This is a genomic window from Pseudomonas sp. 1152_12, assembly GCF_052850675.1.
Window position 1 is genome coordinate 326,167 of sequence record NZ_VXCW01000002.1, and the last position, 16,874, is coordinate 343,040.

Consider the following 16,874-nt stretch of genomic DNA (forward strand, 5'->3'; position numbering starts at 1 on the left):
AGTGGTTTATGGCGGATACGCGTCGTTGGGTGTGGCTTGGCGGGATTGTCCTGCTGTGCGTTTTTGTGTTCTTGCTGCATTCGATACTGACGCCGTTCCTGGTTGCGTTGCTGTTGGCTTATCTGTTCGATCCAGTGGTGGATCGCCTGGAGAAAGCTGGCCTATCGCGAACCTTGGGTGTGGTGGCGGTGTTCGCCCTGTTCACGTTGATCATCACCGCACTGGTATTGGTGTTGGTGCCGATGCTGGTCAAGCAGCTGTTCCGTTTATATGAGCTGGCGCCGCAGATGCTCGACTGGCTGCAGCACACGGCAATGCCGTGGGCCCAGGCCAAGTTGGGGCTGGCGGACGGTTTCTGGAAGTTCGACAAGGTCAAGGCTGCGATCAGCGAGCATATGGGCCAGACCACCGATATCGTCGGTGTCGTGCTTAGCCGGGCCACGGCCTCCAGTTTGGCGTTGATTGGTTGGTTGACCAACTTGGTGCTGATCCCGGTGGTGGGGTTCTACCTGCTGCGTGACTGGGACATCATGATGGCCAAGATCCGTAGCCTGCTGCCGCGCAACAGCGAAGAGCGCATCGTCTCTCTGGCGGGAGAGTGCCATGAGGTGCTCGGTGCATTTGTTCGCGGTCAGTTGCTGGTGATGCTGGCCTTGGGGGTTATCTATGCCGCCGGGTTGATGGCGATTGGCCTGGAATTGGGCTTGTTGATCGGCTTGATCGCCGGTTTGGCCGCAATCGTTCCGTACATGGGCTTTGTGATCGGTATTGGCGCAGCGTTGGTGGCCGGTCTGTTCCAGTTTGGCGGCGACCTATACCCAATGCTGGGTATTGTTGCGGTATTTATGGTCGGCCAGGCCCTTGAGGGTATGGTGCTGACGCCGTTGCTGGTAGGGGACAGGATCGGCCTGCACCCGGTAGCAGTGATCTTTGCGATCCTGGCGGGCGGTGAGCTGTTTGGCTTTACGGGCATTCTGCTGGCGCTGCCGGTGGCGGCAGTGATCATGGTGTTGGTGCGCCATGTGCATGATCTGTACAAGGATTCGGATGTGTATACCGGGGTTGAAGACCCCGACCTGTAACCGCTTCGTCACAAACCCGGCCCAGGCCGGGTTTGTTGTTTCTGCAGGCGGGGCGTCAAACAATTTGCGCAAATCGACCCAGGTTAACGCAAACCTTTGATTTTGCTTGTGGTCTGCTGCATTGTGCGCCCGGCGTCACGGGTATAAACTTTGCAAACTTTACACAGAGGCCACTAGCGGTTCGTTTGGAGCCGTTCAGTCAGCATGAAACCGATTCAGCTGCCCTTGGGTGTGCGTCTGCGTGACGACGCCACCTTCATCAATTACTACCCAGGCGCCAATGCCGCTGCACTCGGCTATGTCGAGCGGCTCTGCGAAGCCGACGCCGGGTGGACTGAAAGCCTGATCTATCTGTGGGGCAAGCATGGCGTGGGGCGTACTCACCTCTTGCAGGCGGCGTGCTTGCGCTTTGAACAGATGGGTGAGCCGGCGGTTTACCTGCCGCTGGCCGAATTGATGGACCGTGGCATCGGCATCTTCGACCATCTTGAGCAATACGAGCTGGTATGCCTGGACGACCTCCAGGCGATTGCCGGCAAGGCGGATTGGGAAGAGGCGCTGTTTCACCTGTTCAACCGCTTGCGCGACAGTGGCCGGCGCCTGTTGATCGCCGCCTCAACCTCGCCGCGTGAACTGCCGGTGAAGTTGGCGGACCTCAAGTCGCGCCTGACCCTGGCGCTGATCTTCCAGATGCGGCCATTGTCCGACGAGGACAAATTGCGCGCGCTGCAATTGCGTGCATCCCGTCGCGGCCTGCACCTCACTGACGAAGTTGGGCACTTTATTCTCACCCGTGGCACCCGCAGCATGAGCGCGTTGTTCGATTTGCTTGAACAGCTCGATCAGGCCTCTTTGCAGGCTCAGCGCAAGCTGACCATCCCTTTCCTCAAGGAAACCCTCGGCTGGTAGCCGAGCCTTGTATTTCGGGGCTTTCGGCAAATTTCAGGCGCCAGAAAACCCGCGTTTGGGCCGCTTTGGCCACGCAAAAGGCGTGTGTTGGGGGTCAAGGGCTTAGATGTCAGCGCTCAAGCAAGAAGTCACATAGGTCACGATTGAATTTGCAAATCGATGTGATAGTGGGCATAGTCTCGGCTTCTTTACATATCAGCCACGGTCGTGCCCATGCTAAATCGCTTCGCACCCCTCGTGCCTCTCGCACTCGTTACCCTGTTGTTTGGTTGCGCCACCCACACTCAAAACGTGGCTGAGCAGCAAAAACCAGCACGACAGTCGCAGGCAAAATTCGTTGCAGCACAGTCTTCCACTGTCTATGAGGAAGAAGTTGCAACAGAGAAAGAACTGGCCGACTTCTCCGGCAGCAAGCCGTACCAGCTTCCAGTTCTGGCCGACAGCATCCTCGAACGCGGCATGTCCCTGATCGGTACCCGTTACCGTTTCGGCGGTACCTCTGAAGCCGGTTTCGACTGCAGCGGTTTCATCGGCTACCTGTTTCGCGAAGAGGCCGGCATGAATTTGCCGCGTTCGACCCGCGAAATGATCAAGGTTGATGCACCGTTGGTCGCACGTAACAACCTCAAGCCCGGTGATCTGCTTTTCTTTAGTACTGCTGGCCGTGGTCGTGTGAGCCACGCCGGTATCTACTTGGGCGATAACCAGTTTATCCACTCCAGCAGCCGTCGCAGTGGCGGTGTTCGAGTCGATAACCTGGGTGACAGCTACTGGAGCAAAACCTTCATCGAAGCCAAGCGCGCACTTGCGATGGCCCCGACTACGGTTACCGCTAGCAAGTAAACTTAAAGTGATACTTGAAGTTTGACGTGTAAGCGCTAGAATCCCTGGACATTGTTGTAATCCGTTCGCGCGAGCTTTGCTTGCGCGTTCTGGTTTTCAGCCTTCGGCAGCGAAAAGCCGCATCCAGACCAGGATTGTTCTGCCCATGTCGACCTCAGCCCGCCTCATTCTGCTTGTTTGCGCCGCGCTTCTCAGCGCCTGCGCAAGCCGCCCACCGCCACCGGCTCCTGTAGCCGTCAAGCCTAAGCCGGTGTTCAATTACTCCAGCCAAAGTTTCTCGCCTGCGGCCGAAGATGTGCTCTTTCGTGCGCTGGGTCTGGTCGGAACGCCTTATCGTTGGGGCGGTAATACACCAGCCTCCGGGTTTGATTGCAGCGGCTTGATAGGTTTTGTGTACCGTGACGCTGCCGGCATCAGCCTGCCGCGCACCACTCGCGAGTTGATCGTGATGCGTGCCCAAGACGTCAGTGAAAACAACCTTCAGACCGGTGACCTGATCTTCTTCGCCACCGGTGGCGGTTCGCAGGTGAGCCACGCCGGTATCTACGTGGGCGAAGGCCGCTTCGTGCATGCACCGCAGACCGGCGGCACGGTGAAGCTCGACACGCTGTCCAAAGCGTATTGGCAGAATGCCTACTTGAGTGCCAAGCGTGTATTGCCGGGGAATCTGGCGCGTAATCCCTGAGTCGCACAACGATCAAAATGTGGAAGGGGGCGTGCTCTCGATGGCAGGGTGTAAGTCGCCAGCTAGGCTGACGGATACACCGCTATCGGCAGCAAGCCCCCTCCCACATTGAGTTATGCGGTGGGTTATTTAGCTGCTGAAACCCGCCATACCTTATTCCCCACATCATCCGCCACCAGCAAATCTCCCTGCTGGTCAATCACCACGCCCACCGGCCGGCCCATGGCTTTCTCATCTTTACTGAGGAACCCGGTCAGTACATCCACCGGCTGCCCTTTGGGCTGGCCACCCTCGAACGGCACGAAGATCACTTTGTAACCACTGTGCGGCTTGCGATTCCACGAACCATGCTGACCAATAAACGCGCCGTTGCTGAACGGCGCCGGGAGCTTGCTGCCTTCGGCGAAGGTCAGGCCCAGAGAAGCAGTGTGCGGACCCACGGCATAGTCTGGTGCGATGGCCTTGGCGACCAGATCCAGATTCTGCGGCGTGACGCGCACATCCACATGCTGGCCGTAGTAGCTGAACGGCCAGCCATAAAACGCGCCATCCTTGACCGACGTGATGTAATCCGGCACCAGGTCGCTGCCGATCTCGTCGCGCTCGTTAACTGCCGTCCACAGCTTGCCGCTCTGCGGCTCCCACGCCATGCCGTTGGGGTTGCGCAGGCCTGAGGCGAAGATGCGATGCTGGCCGGTGGTGCGGTCGACTTCCCATATTGCCGCGCGTCCTTCTTCCGCCGCCAGGCCGTTTTCGCCGACGTTGCTGTTGGAACCGACACTCACATACAGCTTGTTGCCGTCTTTGCTGGCCACCACGTTTTTCGTCCAGTGGTGGTTAATGCTGCCGCCGGGCAAATCGACCACTTTGGTGCCAGCGGCCTTGATTGCGGTTTCGCCCGGCTGATAAGGAAAGCGCAACAGCTTGTCGGAGTCGGCGACATACAAGTCGTTGCCGACCAGGGTCATGCCGAACGGCGAGTTGAGGTTCTCCAGGAACACCGTGCGCGTTTCAGCGATGCCGTCGTGGTCGGCATCGCGCAGCAGGGTGATGCGGTTCGGGCTCGGCACGCCAGCACCGGCGCGGCCCATGACTTTCTCCATGACCCAACCGCGTATGCCTTCGGAGTCGTCCGGCTTGGGTGGCGCATTGGTTTCGGTCACCAGCACATCACCGTTAGGCAACACATACAGCCAGCGCGGGTGGTCCAGCCCTTCGGCAAACGCCGTGACTTGGGTGCCGACGGCGGCTGTGGGGGTTGCGCCCTCTGGCCAGCCAATCGCCGGGGCGATGTTCACGGTGGGGATCAGGGTTTTATTCGGCTCAGGCAGCTTAGGCGAGGGCCCGGTGCCGTCGGAGACCTTCAGGGTAGAGCTTTCACCGCAGGCGGCGAGGGTGCCTGCCAGCATGATGAGCAGGGCGAGTCTGGTTTTGTGCATGGTTTTCTCCTTAATACCTGTAAGGGTAGAGATGCTTGTCGGTCCGATCGTTCCAGTACAAGGCCAGCTTTAATTGACGCTCCACCCCCAACCCACTAACCTTCGCGGCTTGTTCCAGGTGCTCTGTGACCTGTGGGTCGACAGAGTGAAACAGGGAAGCCGGTGAGTGAGCGCACTTGTACACAGTGCTGCCGCGATTCCGGCGCTGCCCCCGCAACGGTAAATGAGTCAAGACGGTGCTTTTTGCCACTGTATCGCTGGCGATATGGGAAGGCGCGCCGTTGGCCTGCTTCTATAACGAATGCGCCACTCATGAGTCCGGAGACCGGCCTGGATCATCCAACAGCATCACGGTGGGCGATGCTTGGCTGTCTGTTTGTCTATTTTCCTGCCCGCCGTTTTTTGTCCAGCCCCAACGGAGAGCTGTCATGACCGATTCCCCCGACCGCGACGAACGCCATCTGGCGCGTATGCTGCGCAAAAAAGCCGTGATCGATGAGCGCATCGCCAACTCCCCGAACGAATGCGGGCTGCTGCTGGTGCTTACCGGCAACGGCAAAGGTAAAAGCAGCTCGGCGTTTGGCATGCTCGCCCGCGCCATGGGCCACGGCATGGCGTGCGGTGTGGTGCAGTTCATCAAGGGGCGTAACAGCACCGGCGAAGAATTATTCTTCCGCCGTTTCCCCGAGCAAGTGCGCTTCCATGTGATGGGCGAAGGTTTCACCTGGGAAACCCAGGACCGCCAGCGCGACATCGCCGCCGCCGAAGCCGCCTGGGCGGTTTCGCGCGAGCTTCTGCAAGACCCGTCCATTGGCCTTGTGGTCCTGGATGAGCTGAACATCGCCCTTAAGCACGGCTACCTTGACCTGGACCAGGTACTCAGCGACCTGCAAGCCCGCCCGCCGATGCAGCACGTGGTGGTCACCGGCCGTGGCGCCAAGCCTGAGTTGATCGAAATGGGCGACACCGTTACCGAAATGGGCATGCTCAAGCATGCGTTCCAGGCCGGTATCAAGGCACAGAAGGGCGTCGAACTTTGAATCAGCCCCGTCATTGCCCGGCCGTCCTGATCGCCGCACCGGCGTCCGGCCAAGGCAAAACCACCGTCACCGCTGCGCTCGCCCGTTTGCACCGTAACCTGGGGCGCAAGGTGCGCGTGTTCAAATGCGGGCCGGACTTTCTCGACCCGATGATTCACGAGCGCGCCAGCGGTGCGCCGGTGTATCAGTTAGACATGTGGATGGTCGGCGAGCAGGAAAGTCGCCGTTTGCTGTGGGAGGCGGCGGGCGAGGCTGACCTGATCCTGATTGAAGGCGTGATGGGCCTGTTCGACGGCACGCCCTCCAGCGCTGACTTGGCGCGGCACTTTGGCGTGCCGGTGCTCGGGGTGATCGACGGCACCGCCATGGCCCAGACCTTTGGGGCGCTGGCCTTGGGCCTGGCGCGTTATCAGCCGGACCTGCCGTTCGCCGGCGTGCTGGCCAACCGCGTCGGCACCCTGCGTCATGCGCAATTGCTCGAAGGCAGCCTCACCGAAGGCCTGCGTTGGTATGGCGCATTATCGCGTGAAACCGGGATCGAACTGCCTAGCCGTCACTTGGGCCTGGTGCAAGCCAGCGAGTTGAATGACCTCGACGTGCGCCTGGACGCCGCAGCCCAAGCCCTGGGCAGCAGTTGCGAAGTCGCCTTGCCGCCACCGGTGACCTTCGCCGCGCCCGAAGTGGTCGAGGCCGAACCGTTGCTGGCCGGTGTGCGCATCGCCGTGGCCCGTGACGAAGCCTTTGCTTTTACCTATGGCGCCAGCCTCGACCTGCTGCGCGCGATGGGCGCTGAACTGCACTTTTTTTCGCCGATTCACGATCGCGAAATGCCTGATGCCGACAGCCTCTATTTGCCCGGCGGTTACCCGGAGTTGCACCACCAGGCGCTGTCGGAAAATACCCCGATGCTGGACGCCATCCGCGCGCATCACACGGCGGGTAAACCGTTGCTCGCCGAGTGTGGCGGCATGCTCTACCTGCTGAACTCGCTGACCGATGTCGAGGGCACCCGTGCAGAACTGGTCGGCCTGCTGCAGGGTGATGCGGTGATGCAAAAGAAACTCGCGGCCCTGGCCCTGCAAAGCGTTGAGTTGCCCGAAGGCGTGCTGCGCGGTCACACCTATCACCATTCCCTGACCAGCACCGAATGGCAGCCGATTGCCCGCGGGCTTAGCCCCAACGGTGGGCGCGGCGCCGAGGCGGTTTACCGGCAGGGGCGCATGACGGCTTCCTACGTACATTTTTACTTTCCCTCCAATCCGGCTGCGGTGGCTGCACTGTTTGCGCCAGACCTGAAGATCGCTATCGCAGCGATGGGGCGACCCGACAAGCCAGCCTCCACAATTGACCGAGTTGAAACGCAATCTAATGGGGGAGCGGGCTTGCCCGCGATAGGGTCATGACTGACAACGCCTTCCCCAAAGCTGACCGCGACGCCGTCTACCGCGCCATCGCCGAACGCCGAGACATGCGCCACTTCACCGGCGGTAGCGTGGCCCCTGAGCTGTTGCACCGCCTGCTCCAGGCCGCGCACCAGGCGCCCAGCGTCGGCTTGATGCAGCCCTGGCGGTTTATCCGCATCAGCGACCGCTCGTTGCGCGGGCAGATTCAACTGCTGGTAGAGGAAGAACGCCTGCGCACCGCCGAAGCATTGGGCCAACGCTCCGACGCATTCATGAGGCTCAAGGTCGAAGGCATCCACGACTGCGCCGAGGTACTGGTGGCAGCCCTCATGGATGATCGCGAACGCCATATCTTTGGCCGCCGTACCTTGCCAGAAATGGACATGGCGTCGCTGTCCTGCGCGATCCAGAATCTGTGGCTGGCCGCTCGTGTCGAAGGCCTTGGGATGGGTTGGGTCTCGTTGTTCGAGCCGCAAGCCTTGGCCGATCTGCTCGGCTTGCCGCCTGGCGCCAAACCCCTGGCGGTGTTATGCCTGGGCCCGGTCGCCGAGTTCTACCCGGCACCGATGTTGCAGCTTGAAGGCTGGACCGAACCACGGCCACTGAGTGACATGTTGTATGAGAATGTCTGGGGAGTGAGTCAATGAGTGTGGCCTTGCTGTGTGTCGCTGCCGTGGCGCTGGATGCGCTGCTGGGTGAGCCCAAGCGCTGGCATCCGCTGGTGGCGTTCGGTAACTTCGCCGGGCGCATTGAGCAGCGTTTCAACAGCGGTGGCCGCGGTTGGCGCAGCCACGGCGTGACCGCGTGGTTTGTCGCGGTGGTGCCGTTGACCGTGCTGGCCACCGCGTTGTCGTGGGCGCCGTATATCGGCTGGGTCCTGGAGATAGTGGCGCTGTACTTGGCGCTGGGCATGCGCAGCCTCGGCGAGCATGTGATCCCGGTTGCCCAGGCTTTGCGCAGTGATGACCTGGATGAAGCGCGCAAACGCGTGAGTTACCTGGTCAGCCGCCAGACCAGCGAACTGGACAGCACCGAAGTCGCGCGCGCCGCTACCGAGTCGGTCCTGGAAAACGGCAGTGACGCGGTGTTCGCCGCGCTGTTCTGGTTTGTCGTTGCCGGTGTGCCGGGCGTGGTGCTTTACCGCCTGAGCAACACCCTCGATGCGATGTGGGGCTACCGCAACGAGCGCTTTGAGCGTTTCGGCTGGGCGGCAGCGAAGATCGACGATGTGCTCAACTATATTCCTGCACGTCTAGTGGCGTTGACCTACGCCGTGCTCGGCAAAACCCGTTTGGCGCTCAAATGCTGGCGCAGTCAGGGCCCGACCTGGGACAGCCCCAATGCCGGTCCCGTAATGGCGGCCGGGGCAGGTGCACTGGGGGTTGAACTGGGCGGCGCGGCGATCTATCACGGCGAGCTGCACCAGCGCCCGCAACTGGGCGAAGGCCCGGCGGCTGACGCCGATTCCATCGACCGCGGCTGGCAACTGGTGCAGCGCGGCGTCTGGTTGTGGTTGTTGATCCTCTGCGCGGGGGCGCAATTCTATGCTTGAGCATGGCGGGCGGCTGCGTAAGGCAGTGATTCAGTACGGGATTGCCGAGGCTGACTGGCTCGACCTGTCCAGTGGTCTGGCGCCCTGGCCTTGGCCAATCCCTGAGATCCCGTTGCGGGCCTGGGCGCGATTGCCGGAAACCGATGACGGCTTGGAAAGAGCCGCCTGCGAGTATTACGGCGCCGCCCAAGTGTTGCCGGTGGCGGGTTCGCAGGCCGCGATCCAACTGCTGCCGCGCCTGCGTCGCTCCGGCAAGGTCGGCGTGCTGTCGCCGTGTTATGCCGAGCATGCCGAAGCCTGGCGCCGCGCCGGTTACGTGGTGCGCGAAGTGCAGGAGCAGGAAGTCGACTTCTTTCTCGACGGCCTCGACGTGCTGGTGGTGGTCAACCCCAATAACCCCACCGGCCTGAGCCTGCCGCCCCAGCGCCTGCTGGAATGGCACTCGCGGTTGGCCCAGCGCGGCGGCTGGCTGGTGGTGGACGAAGCGTTTATGGACGTAACCCCGCAGTTCAGCCTGGCCAGCCAGACCCACCAAGTCGGCCTGATTGTGCTGCGCTCATTCGGCAAATTCTTCGGCCTGGCCGGTGTGCGCTTGGGTTTCGTGCTGGCCGAACGCAAGCTGCTTAAGTTGCTGGCCGAACAGCTCGGCCCTTGGGCGGTCAGTGGGCCGACGCGGGTGCTTGGCCAAGTGTGCCTGCGTGACACGGCCGGGCATGCCCAGCAGCGCAGGCGCTGCATCGAAGCCGGCCAGCGCTTGTTTGCACTGCTTGAGCGCCACGGGTTCCAACCCCACGGTGGCTGCGCGTTGTTCCAGTGGCTGATTACGCCCCACGCCGAACGCCTACACGCGTTCATGGCTCAGCGCGGCATCTTGTTGCGCCTGTTCGTCCACGACAGCAGCCTGCGTTTCGGTCTGCCTGAAACTGAGGCGCATTGGTTGCGACTTGACCAGGCCTTGGCCGCATATAAGGACGTTGCATGAGTACGCTGATGGTGCAAGGCACCACCTCCGACGCCGGTAAAAGCACCCTGGTGACCGCGCTGTGCCGCTGGCTGGTACGCCAGGGTGTGGCCGTGGCGCCGTTCAAGCCCCAGAACATGGCACTCAACAGCGCCGTCACCGCCGAAGGCGGCGAGATCGGCCGCGCCCAGGCAGTGCAGGCCCAGGCCGCCAACCTGGCGCCACACACCGACATGAATCCGGTGCTGCTCAAGCCCAACAGTGACACGGGTTCCCAGGTGATCATCCACGGCCGTGCGGTGACCAGCATGAACGCTGTGGCCTATCACGACTACAAAGCGATAGCAATGCAGGCGGTGCTGGCCTCCCACGCGCGGTTAAGCGACGCTTACGCGGTGGTGATGGTGGAGGGTGCAGGCTCCCCGGCGGAGATCAACCTGCGTGCCAATGACATCGCCAATATGGGCTTCGCCGAAGCCGTGGATTGTCCGGTACTGTTGATCGCCGATATCAATCGCGGCGGCGTGTTCGCGCATCTGGTCGGCACCCTGGAATTGCTGTCGCCGACTGAGCAGGCACGCGTCAAGGGCTTCATCATCAACCGCTTTCGCGGCGATATTGCGCTGTTGCAGCCAGGGCTGGATTGGCTGGAAGCGCGCACCGGCAAGCCGGTGGTGGGTGTGCTGCCTTACGTGATGGACCTGCATCTGGAGGCCGAGGACGGCATCGACCAACGCCAGATCGACAAGGCCGCGCAGGTACTCAAGGTGGTGGTGCCGGTGTTGCCGCGTATCAGCAACCACACGGATTTTGATCCGTTGCGCCTGCATCCTCAGGTGGATTTACAGTTTATCGGTGCGGGCCAGCCAATTCCGGCGGCTGACTTGATTATCCTGCCGGGCTCGAAAAGTGTACGCAGCGATTTGGCGTATTTGCGTGCCAATGGTTGGGACACGGCCGTGGCGCGGCACTTACGTTATGGCGGCAAGGTGCTGGGGATTTGCGGCGGGTTGCAGATGCTCGGCGAGCAATTGCATGACCCGCTGGGATTGGAAGGGCTGGCCGGCTCCAGTGACGGGCTAGGGTTGTTGGCGTTCAGTACGACGCTGGAGGAAGAGAAGCAGTTGCGCAATGTGCGTGGGCGGTTGTTGCTGGAGGATGCTGAGGTCAGTGGCTATGAGATCCATGCGGGGGTGACCTCGGGCACTGCCTTGTCGCGTGCTGCTGTGCAGTTGGATGATGGCCGTAGTGATGGTGCGCAGAGTGAAGACGGGCAGATTCTAGGTACCTATCTGCATGGGTTGTTCGAGACGCCGGCCGCTTGCAGCGCGTTATTGCGCTGGGCTGGTTTGGCGTCTGTGGAGGACGTGGATTACCACGCTTTGCGCGAGCGTGATATTGAGCGGTTGGCGGACTTGGTGGCGAATCATCTGGATACCGACTTATTGCGCAAGCTGTGCGGGATTTGACGGTGTACACATGGACTTCAGGTGGGAGCTGGCTTGCTCGCGCATGCGGTGGGTCAGTTGCAAATGAGCCGACTGACACTGCGCATTCGCGAGCAAGCCCGCTCTCACATTCGACAGTGCCCACTTCAGATTATCGGCTGGCCGACAAAGGTGCCCTCCCATGTATCAGTTGATCCTCGGCGGTGCCCGATCCGGCAAGAGCCGTCTCGCCGAAAAGCTCGCCCGTGAGAGCGGCTTGCCTGTCACCTATATCGCCACCAGCCAGCCGCTGGACGGCGAAATGAACCAGCGCGTCGCGCTGCATCGCCAGCGTCGCCCCGATCACTGGGGCTTGATCGAAGAACCCGTCGAACTCGCTCGAGTACTGCGTGAAAACGCCGCAGCCGAGCGCTGCCTCCTGGTGGATTGCCTGACCCTGTGGCTGACCAATCTGCTGATGCTCGAAGACCCGGCGCGCTTGGCGTTCGAGCGTGATCAATTACTGGAAACCCTGGCCTCGCTGCCAGGTGAAATCATTTTTGTCAGCAACGAAACCGGAATGGGTGTCGTGCCGCTGGGCGAATTGACTCGCCGCTATGTGGATGAAGCCGGTTGGCTGCATCAAGCCTTGGCCGAGCGCTGTCAGCGTGTTGTCCTGACGGTCGCCGGCCTGCCCCTGACTTTGAAAGGTACTGCGTTATGACTGACATCTGGTGGCTCAACCCCTGCAAGGCCGTTGACGCTGTGGCGTACGAACACGCGCTGGCTCGCCAGCAGCAACTGACCAAGCCGGCGGGCTCTCTCGGCCAGTTGGAGGTCGTCGCGGTGCAGTTGGCCGGCTTGCAGGGCCAGGTCAAGCCGTTGGTGGACCACGTGTGGATCGCCATTTTCGCCGGTGACCACGGCGTGGTTGCGGAAGGTGTTTCGGCGTTTCCCCAGGAAGTAACCGGGCAAATGCTGCACAACTTTGTCAGCGGGGGCGCGGCCATCAGTGTGTTGGCGCGCCAGTTGAATGCGCAGTTGGAGGTCGTCGACCTCGGTACGGTAACGCCGTCACTGAATCTGCCGGGTGTGCGTCACCTGAACATCGGTGCGGGAACAGCCAATTTCGTCAACGGCCCGGCGATGACTGCGGCTCAGGGGCGATTGGCCCTGCAAGCCGGCCGCGACAGTGCACGCCGTGCCTTGGCAAGCGGCGCTCAGCTGTATATCGGCGGTGAGATGGGCATTGGCAATACCACCGCCGCCAGTGCCTTGGCCTGCGCGCTGCTCGATTGCCAGGTCAGCGACCTGACAGGTCCGGGCACCGGTTTAAATGCTCAGGGTGTCAGTCACAAGGTGGCCGTCATTGAGCGCGCATTGGCGTTGCATGCCGGGCAGCGTGGCGACGCGTTGCAGACCCTGTTCAACCTCGGCGGTTTTGAAATTGCTGCGCTGGTTGGCGCCTACTTGGCCTGCGCCCAGGAAGGCATCGTAGTGCTGGTAGATGGGTTCATCTGCACGGTCGCGGCGTTGGTTGCCGCCCGTCTGAATCCGCCGTGCCGTGAGTGGCTGGTGTTCGGCCATCGCGGGGCTGAGCCGGGTCATCGGCATGTGCTGCAAAGCCTTGAGGCGCAACCGTTGCTGGAATTGGGCCTGCGCCTGGGTGAGGGCAGCGGTGCCGCGCTGGCGGTGCCACTGCTGCGTCTGGCGTGTGCTTTGCACGGGCAGATGGCGACCTTCGCCGAAGCCGCCGTGGCAGACCGCCCGACATGACCTTGCACTTGGACCTGCTGCGCCACGGTGAAACCGAGCTGGGCGGTGGCCTGCGCGGTAGCCTGGACGACGCATTGACCGCCAAGGGCTGGGAGCAAATGCGCGCCGCCGTGGCGGAGCAGGGGCCATGGGATCGGTTGATCAGTTCGCCGCTGCAACGTTGTGCGCAGTTCGCTCATGAGTTGAGCGCGCGGCTCAATCTGCCGGTGAGTCTGGAAAAGGACCTGCAGGAGCTGCACTTCGGCGCCTGGGAAGGGCAAAGCGCAGCAGCGCTGATGGAGACCGACGCCGAAGGCTTGGGCCTGTTCTGGGCTGACCCCTACCGTTTCACACCGCCAGAGGGCGAGCGCGTCAGCGACTTTTCCGATCGTGTTCTCGGCGCCGTCTCACGCCTGCATCGGGCGTATGCCGGTGAGCGTGTGTTGTTGATCAGCCACGGTGGCGTCATGCGCCTGCTGCTGGCGCAGGCGCGGGGCTTGCCGCGCGAACAGTTGCTGAATGTCGAAGTCGGCCACGCCGGGCTGTTCAGTCTGCAGGTGGTGGCCGATGGTGTGTTGAAGGAAGGAATCTGACGATGCTGCCGTTCTGGATCGCCCTGCAATTTCTCAGCAGCCTGCCCATTCGTTTGCCGGGCATGCCGCAGCCCCAGGAATTGGGACGTTCGTTGCTGTTTTACCCAGTGGTCGGGTTGTTGTTTGGGGGGCTGTTGTGGGCCTTGAATACGGCGTTGATGGGCGCACCATTATTGCTGCATGCAGCGCTGTTGTTGACGGCCTGGGTGTTACTCAGTGGTGGCCTGCACCTGGACGGCCTGGCGGACAGCGCCGATGCTTGGCTCGGTGGGTTTGGCGACCGCGAACGTACGCTGACCATCATGAAAGACCCGCGCAGCGGGCCGATTGCGGTGGTCACGCTGGGCTTGGTGTTGCTGCTTAAGTTCGCCGCATTGGTGGCCTTGATCGAGCAACACAACAGTGCGGCGCTGATCCTGGCGCCGCTGATCGGCCGTGCTGCGATGTTGGCGCTGTTCCTCACGACGCGCTATGTGCGTGCAGGTGGATTGGGGCAGGCGTTGTCGGATCATCTGCCGAGGATCGTCGGCCAGCAGGTGCTGATCCTCAGCGGTCTGGCCTGCCTCCTGATCGGCGGTTTCAGTGGTGGTATTGCTGTTTTACTCGCTGCACTGTGCTTTGTCGGCCTGCGCCAGCTGATGGTCAACCGCCTTGGCGGCACCACTGGAGATACCGCCGGCGCGCTGTTGGAGTTGCTGGAAGTCGTGGTGTTGGTCGGCTTGGCGCTGTAACACTTACTTGCATTTGCATAATCGCGGGTATATACACCTTCCATGCTTGCCTCCCAATGTTTATGCACCAACCTGCGACGTGCCGCGCGTGGCGTCAGCAGGTATTACGACGGCGCTCTCGACGGCTTCGGGATCAACGTCGCCCAGTATTCTTTGCTGTGTAACTTGCAGCGCCTTGATCAACCAAGCATTTCCAGCCTGGCCGAAGCCATGGGCCTGGATCGCAGTACGCTTGGGCGTAACCTGCGCGTATTGGAAGGCGAGGGTCTGGTGCAGTTGGTCGAGGGTGATGACTTGCGTAATCGCTTGGTGTTGTTGACTGCAGCTGGCGCGGAGCGCCTGGCCGCTGCGTTGCCGGCCTGGGAAGCCGCGCAGCAGAAATTGATTGATCAGTTAGGCGTCGAAAAGCGCGAAACCTTGTTGGCCTTGCTGGACGAACTCGCCTGAGCGGGAGTTAGTTCGAATACAAGCGGGTATATACCCGCGACGGAGAATAAGAATGACCTCGATGTGGCGCACCAGTGGCTGGGTTCTCGTGGGGAGTGCGCTGATCCTGGCGTTGTCCTTGGGGGTGCGGCATGGCTTTGGCCTGTTCCTGGCGCCGATGAGCACGGAATTCGGCTGGGGTCGTGAGACCTTTGCCTTCGCGATCGCCCTGCAGAACCTGATCTGGGGCTTGGCGCAGCCGTTTACCGGGGCCTTGGCCGATCGTTTTGGCGCCACCAAAGCGGTGTTTGTCGGCGGTGTGTTGTACGCCGTCGGGCTGGTATTGATGGGCATGTCCGATTCGGCGTGGTCGTTGTCCCTGAGCGCGGGCTTGCTGATCGGGATCGGCCTGTCGGGCACCTCGTTCTCGGTAATTCTCGGCGTGGTCGGGCGCGCGGTGGCGCCGGAAAAACGCAGCATGGCCATGGGCATCGCGAGCGCCGCAGGTTCCTTTGGCCAATTTGCCATGGTGCCGGGCACCCTGGGCCTGATCGGCTGGCTGGGTTGGTCGGCCGCTTTGTTGGCACTGGGCCTGATGGTGGCGTTGATCCTGCCGTTGGTGGCGATGCTCAAGGACAAACCACTGCCCGTCATGACCGGCCAGCAAACCTTGCGTGAAGCCTTGAAGGAAGCATGCTCCCACTCGGGGTTCTGGCTGCTGGCCTTTGGCTTTTTCGTCTGTGGTTTCCAGGTGGTGTTTATTGGCGTGCACCTGCCTGCGTACCTGGTCGATCAGCACCTACCGGCCACGACGGGTACTACGGTGCTGGCGTTGATCGGCTTGTTTAACGTATTTGGCACCTACACCGCCGGCTGGCTAGGCGGGCGTATGTCCAAACCGCGTTTGCTTACCGGTCTGTATTTGCTGCGCGCGGTGGTGATCGTGCTGTTCCTGTGGGCCCCGGTGACCGAAGTCACGGCCTACCTGTTCGGCATGGCGATGGGCTTTCTATGGCTGTCCACCGTGCCGCTGACCAACGGTACGGTCGCGACCCTGTTTGGCGTGCGAAACCTGTCAATGCTCGGTGGGATTGTGTTCCTGTTTCATCAGCTTGGTTCGTTCCTTGGGGGCTGGTTGGGCGGAGTGGTCTATGACCGAACCGGCAACTACGATTTGATCTGGCAGGTGGCGATTCTCTTGAGTCTGCTGGCTGCGGCGCTGAACTGGCCGGTGCGCGAGCGGCCAGTTCAGCGCTTGCAAACGCAGATGGAGGTGGCATGAGTGTGACGGTGCGATGTTTGATGGTTGCGGCGTTCGTCGTTCTGTTGCTGCTGGGCTGGTGGGGCTGGCAGCGCGGCGGGCTGGCGTTGATGCAACTGGGTATGTCCATCTGTTAAGTTCTGTGTCTGAACTGAACCGAGGACTTTCGACATGCTGATGCGCTGGCTCGCGGTACCCGTCCTGATGGCTGTTGGTAGTGCGGCCATGGCTGCCAATTGCCCGCCGTTACTGGAAGGCCATTTGCCCAAATTGCGGGCCAAAGAATCCATCGATTTGTGCCAACGCTTTGCCGGCAAACCCCTGGTGATCATCAATACCGCCAGCTTTTGTGGCTTTGCGCCGCAGTTCAAAGGCCTTGAAGCCTTGTACCAACGCTATAAGGGCCAAGGGTTGGAAGTGATCGGCGTGCCGTCCGATGACTTCAAGCAGGAAGCCAAGACTGGCGAGGAGACCGCCAAGGTCTGTTACGTGAATTACGGCGTGACTTTCACCATGATCGAGCCACAGACGGTCAAGGGGCCGGACGCGGTGCATTTGTTCAAGGTCCTGGCGCAGCAGACCAGCGCGCCGAAGTGGAATTTCTATAAGTACGTGGTGGACCGCCAGGGCAAGGTGATTGCCAATTTTTCCAGCCTGACCAAGCCGGACAGCCCGGAGCTGATCAAAGCGGTTGAAGAGGCGATTGCGTCTAAACCCTGATCATCGGCAACTAAAAAGCCCCGCCTCCTTTGCAGGAGAGCGGGGCT

18 protein-coding genes and 1 riboswitch are annotated in these 16,874 nt (G+C 61.4%); of the genes, 17 read left to right on the forward strand and 1 reads right to left on the reverse strand.

Going from position 1 to position 16,874, the window contains the following annotated elements:
* The first annotated feature begins 8 nt into the window (after window positions 1-8).
* The 4 genes from FW764_RS04150 to FW764_RS04165 all read left to right on the forward strand — a co-directional run bounded on the left by FW764_RS04150 (window position 9) and on the right by FW764_RS04165 (window position 3,519).
* Window positions 9-1,082: an AI-2E family transporter gene (locus FW764_RS04150; protein ID WP_446432874.1), complete on the forward strand. Its 1,074-nt coding sequence runs from the start codon at window positions 9-11 to the stop codon at window positions 1,080-1,082.
* A 204-nt stretch (window positions 1,083-1,286) separates the two neighbouring features.
* Entirely contained in the window at window positions 1,287-1,991 is a 705-nt protein-coding gene (hda, locus tag FW764_RS04155) for a DnaA regulatory inactivator Hda (RefSeq protein ID WP_017134884.1), read from the forward strand.
* Between the two features lie 213 nt (window positions 1,992-2,204).
* Window positions 2,205-2,834 carry a C40 family peptidase gene (locus FW764_RS04160; protein WP_446432875.1) on the forward strand — a complete coding sequence of 210 codons (630 nt, stop codon included), beginning with the start codon at window positions 2,205-2,207 and terminating at the stop codon, window positions 2,832-2,834.
* Between the two features lie 145 nt (window positions 2,835-2,979).
* Complete coding sequence (locus FW764_RS04165) at window positions 2,980-3,519, forward strand: C40 family peptidase (protein WP_446432876.1); 540 nt, start codon at window positions 2,980-2,982, stop codon at window positions 3,517-3,519.
* Window positions 3,520-3,644: 125 nt separating this feature from the next.
* Here the strand turns inward: FW764_RS04165 and FW764_RS04170 are convergent, their stop codons facing one another.
* Window positions 3,645-4,958, reverse strand: coding sequence for a PQQ-dependent sugar dehydrogenase (locus FW764_RS04170; RefSeq protein ID WP_446432877.1), 1,314 nt, complete (start codon window positions 4,956-4,958; stop codon window positions 3,645-3,647).
* A 99-nt stretch (window positions 4,959-5,057) separates the two neighbouring features.
* Window positions 5,058-5,306: riboswitch (cobalamin riboswitch) on the forward strand.
* Between the two features lie 80 nt (window positions 5,307-5,386).
* Here FW764_RS04170 and cobO point away from each other — a divergent pair.
* The 13 genes from cobO (at window position 5,387) to FW764_RS04235 (ending at window position 16,827) form a co-directional block, all read left to right on the forward strand.
* Window positions 5,387-5,998 (forward strand): cob(I)yrinic acid a,c-diamide adenosyltransferase, encoded by a 612-nt coding sequence (gene cobO, locus FW764_RS04175; protein ID WP_446432878.1) that lies wholly within the window; start codon window positions 5,387-5,389, stop codon window positions 5,996-5,998.
* Window positions 5,995-7,401, forward strand: a complete 1,407-nt coding sequence (locus FW764_RS04180) for a cobyrinate a,c-diamide synthase (protein WP_446432879.1) — start codon at window positions 5,995-5,997, stop codon at window positions 7,399-7,401. The genes cobO and FW764_RS04180 overlap by 4 nt, the downstream gene beginning before the upstream one ends.
* Window positions 7,398-8,048 carry a 5,6-dimethylbenzimidazole synthase gene (gene bluB, locus FW764_RS04185; RefSeq protein ID WP_446432880.1) on the forward strand — a complete coding sequence of 217 codons (651 nt, stop codon included), beginning with the start codon at window positions 7,398-7,400 and terminating at the stop codon, window positions 8,046-8,048. Before FW764_RS04180 ends, bluB begins: the two co-directional genes overlap by 4 nt.
* Entirely contained in the window at window positions 8,045-8,953 is a 909-nt protein-coding gene (gene cbiB / locus FW764_RS04190) for an adenosylcobinamide-phosphate synthase CbiB (protein WP_446432881.1), read from the forward strand. The genes bluB and cbiB overlap by 4 nt, the downstream gene beginning before the upstream one ends.
* A complete protein-coding gene (gene cobD, locus FW764_RS04195) occupies window positions 8,946-9,935 on the forward strand; it encodes a threonine-phosphate decarboxylase CobD (protein WP_446432882.1) in 990 nt (329 codons plus the stop codon). The genes cbiB and cobD overlap by 8 nt, the downstream gene beginning before the upstream one ends.
* Entirely contained in the window at window positions 9,932-11,383 is a 1,452-nt protein-coding gene (locus FW764_RS04200) for a cobyric acid synthase (protein ID WP_446432883.1), read from the forward strand. The genes cobD and FW764_RS04200 overlap by 4 nt, the downstream gene beginning before the upstream one ends.
* 160 nt (window positions 11,384-11,543) lie before the next feature.
* Window positions 11,544-12,065 carry a bifunctional adenosylcobinamide kinase/adenosylcobinamide-phosphate guanylyltransferase gene (gene cobU / locus FW764_RS04205; protein WP_446432884.1) on the forward strand — a complete coding sequence of 174 codons (522 nt, stop codon included), beginning with the start codon at window positions 11,544-11,546 and terminating at the stop codon, window positions 12,063-12,065.
* On the forward strand, window positions 12,062-13,117 hold the full coding sequence (gene cobT, locus FW764_RS04210) for a nicotinate-nucleotide--dimethylbenzimidazole phosphoribosyltransferase (RefSeq protein ID WP_446432885.1): 1,056 nt from the start codon (window positions 12,062-12,064) through the stop codon (window positions 13,115-13,117). Before cobU ends, cobT begins: the two co-directional genes overlap by 4 nt.
* On the forward strand, window positions 13,114-13,689 hold the full coding sequence (gene cobC / locus FW764_RS04215; protein ID WP_446432886.1) for an alpha-ribazole phosphatase family protein: 576 nt from the start codon (window positions 13,114-13,116) through the stop codon (window positions 13,687-13,689). Before cobT ends, cobC begins: the two co-directional genes overlap by 4 nt.
* A gap of 2 nt (window positions 13,690-13,691) precedes the next feature.
* A complete protein-coding gene (locus tag FW764_RS04220) occupies window positions 13,692-14,420 on the forward strand; it encodes an adenosylcobinamide-GDP ribazoletransferase (protein WP_446432887.1) in 729 nt (242 codons plus the stop codon).
* A 42-nt stretch (window positions 14,421-14,462) separates the two neighbouring features.
* Entirely contained in the window at window positions 14,463-14,867 is a 405-nt protein-coding gene (locus tag FW764_RS04225) for a MarR family winged helix-turn-helix transcriptional regulator (RefSeq protein WP_446432888.1), read from the forward strand.
* A 52-nt stretch (window positions 14,868-14,919) separates the two neighbouring features.
* Window positions 14,920-16,128, forward strand: a complete 1,209-nt coding sequence (locus FW764_RS04230; RefSeq protein WP_446432889.1) for an MFS transporter — start codon at window positions 14,920-14,922, stop codon at window positions 16,126-16,128.
* A gap of 150 nt (window positions 16,129-16,278) precedes the next feature.
* Window positions 16,279-16,827 carry a glutathione peroxidase gene (locus FW764_RS04235; RefSeq protein ID WP_446432890.1) on the forward strand — a complete coding sequence of 183 codons (549 nt, stop codon included), beginning with the start codon at window positions 16,279-16,281 and terminating at the stop codon, window positions 16,825-16,827.
* The last annotated feature ends 47 nt before the right edge of the window (window positions 16,828-16,874 follow it).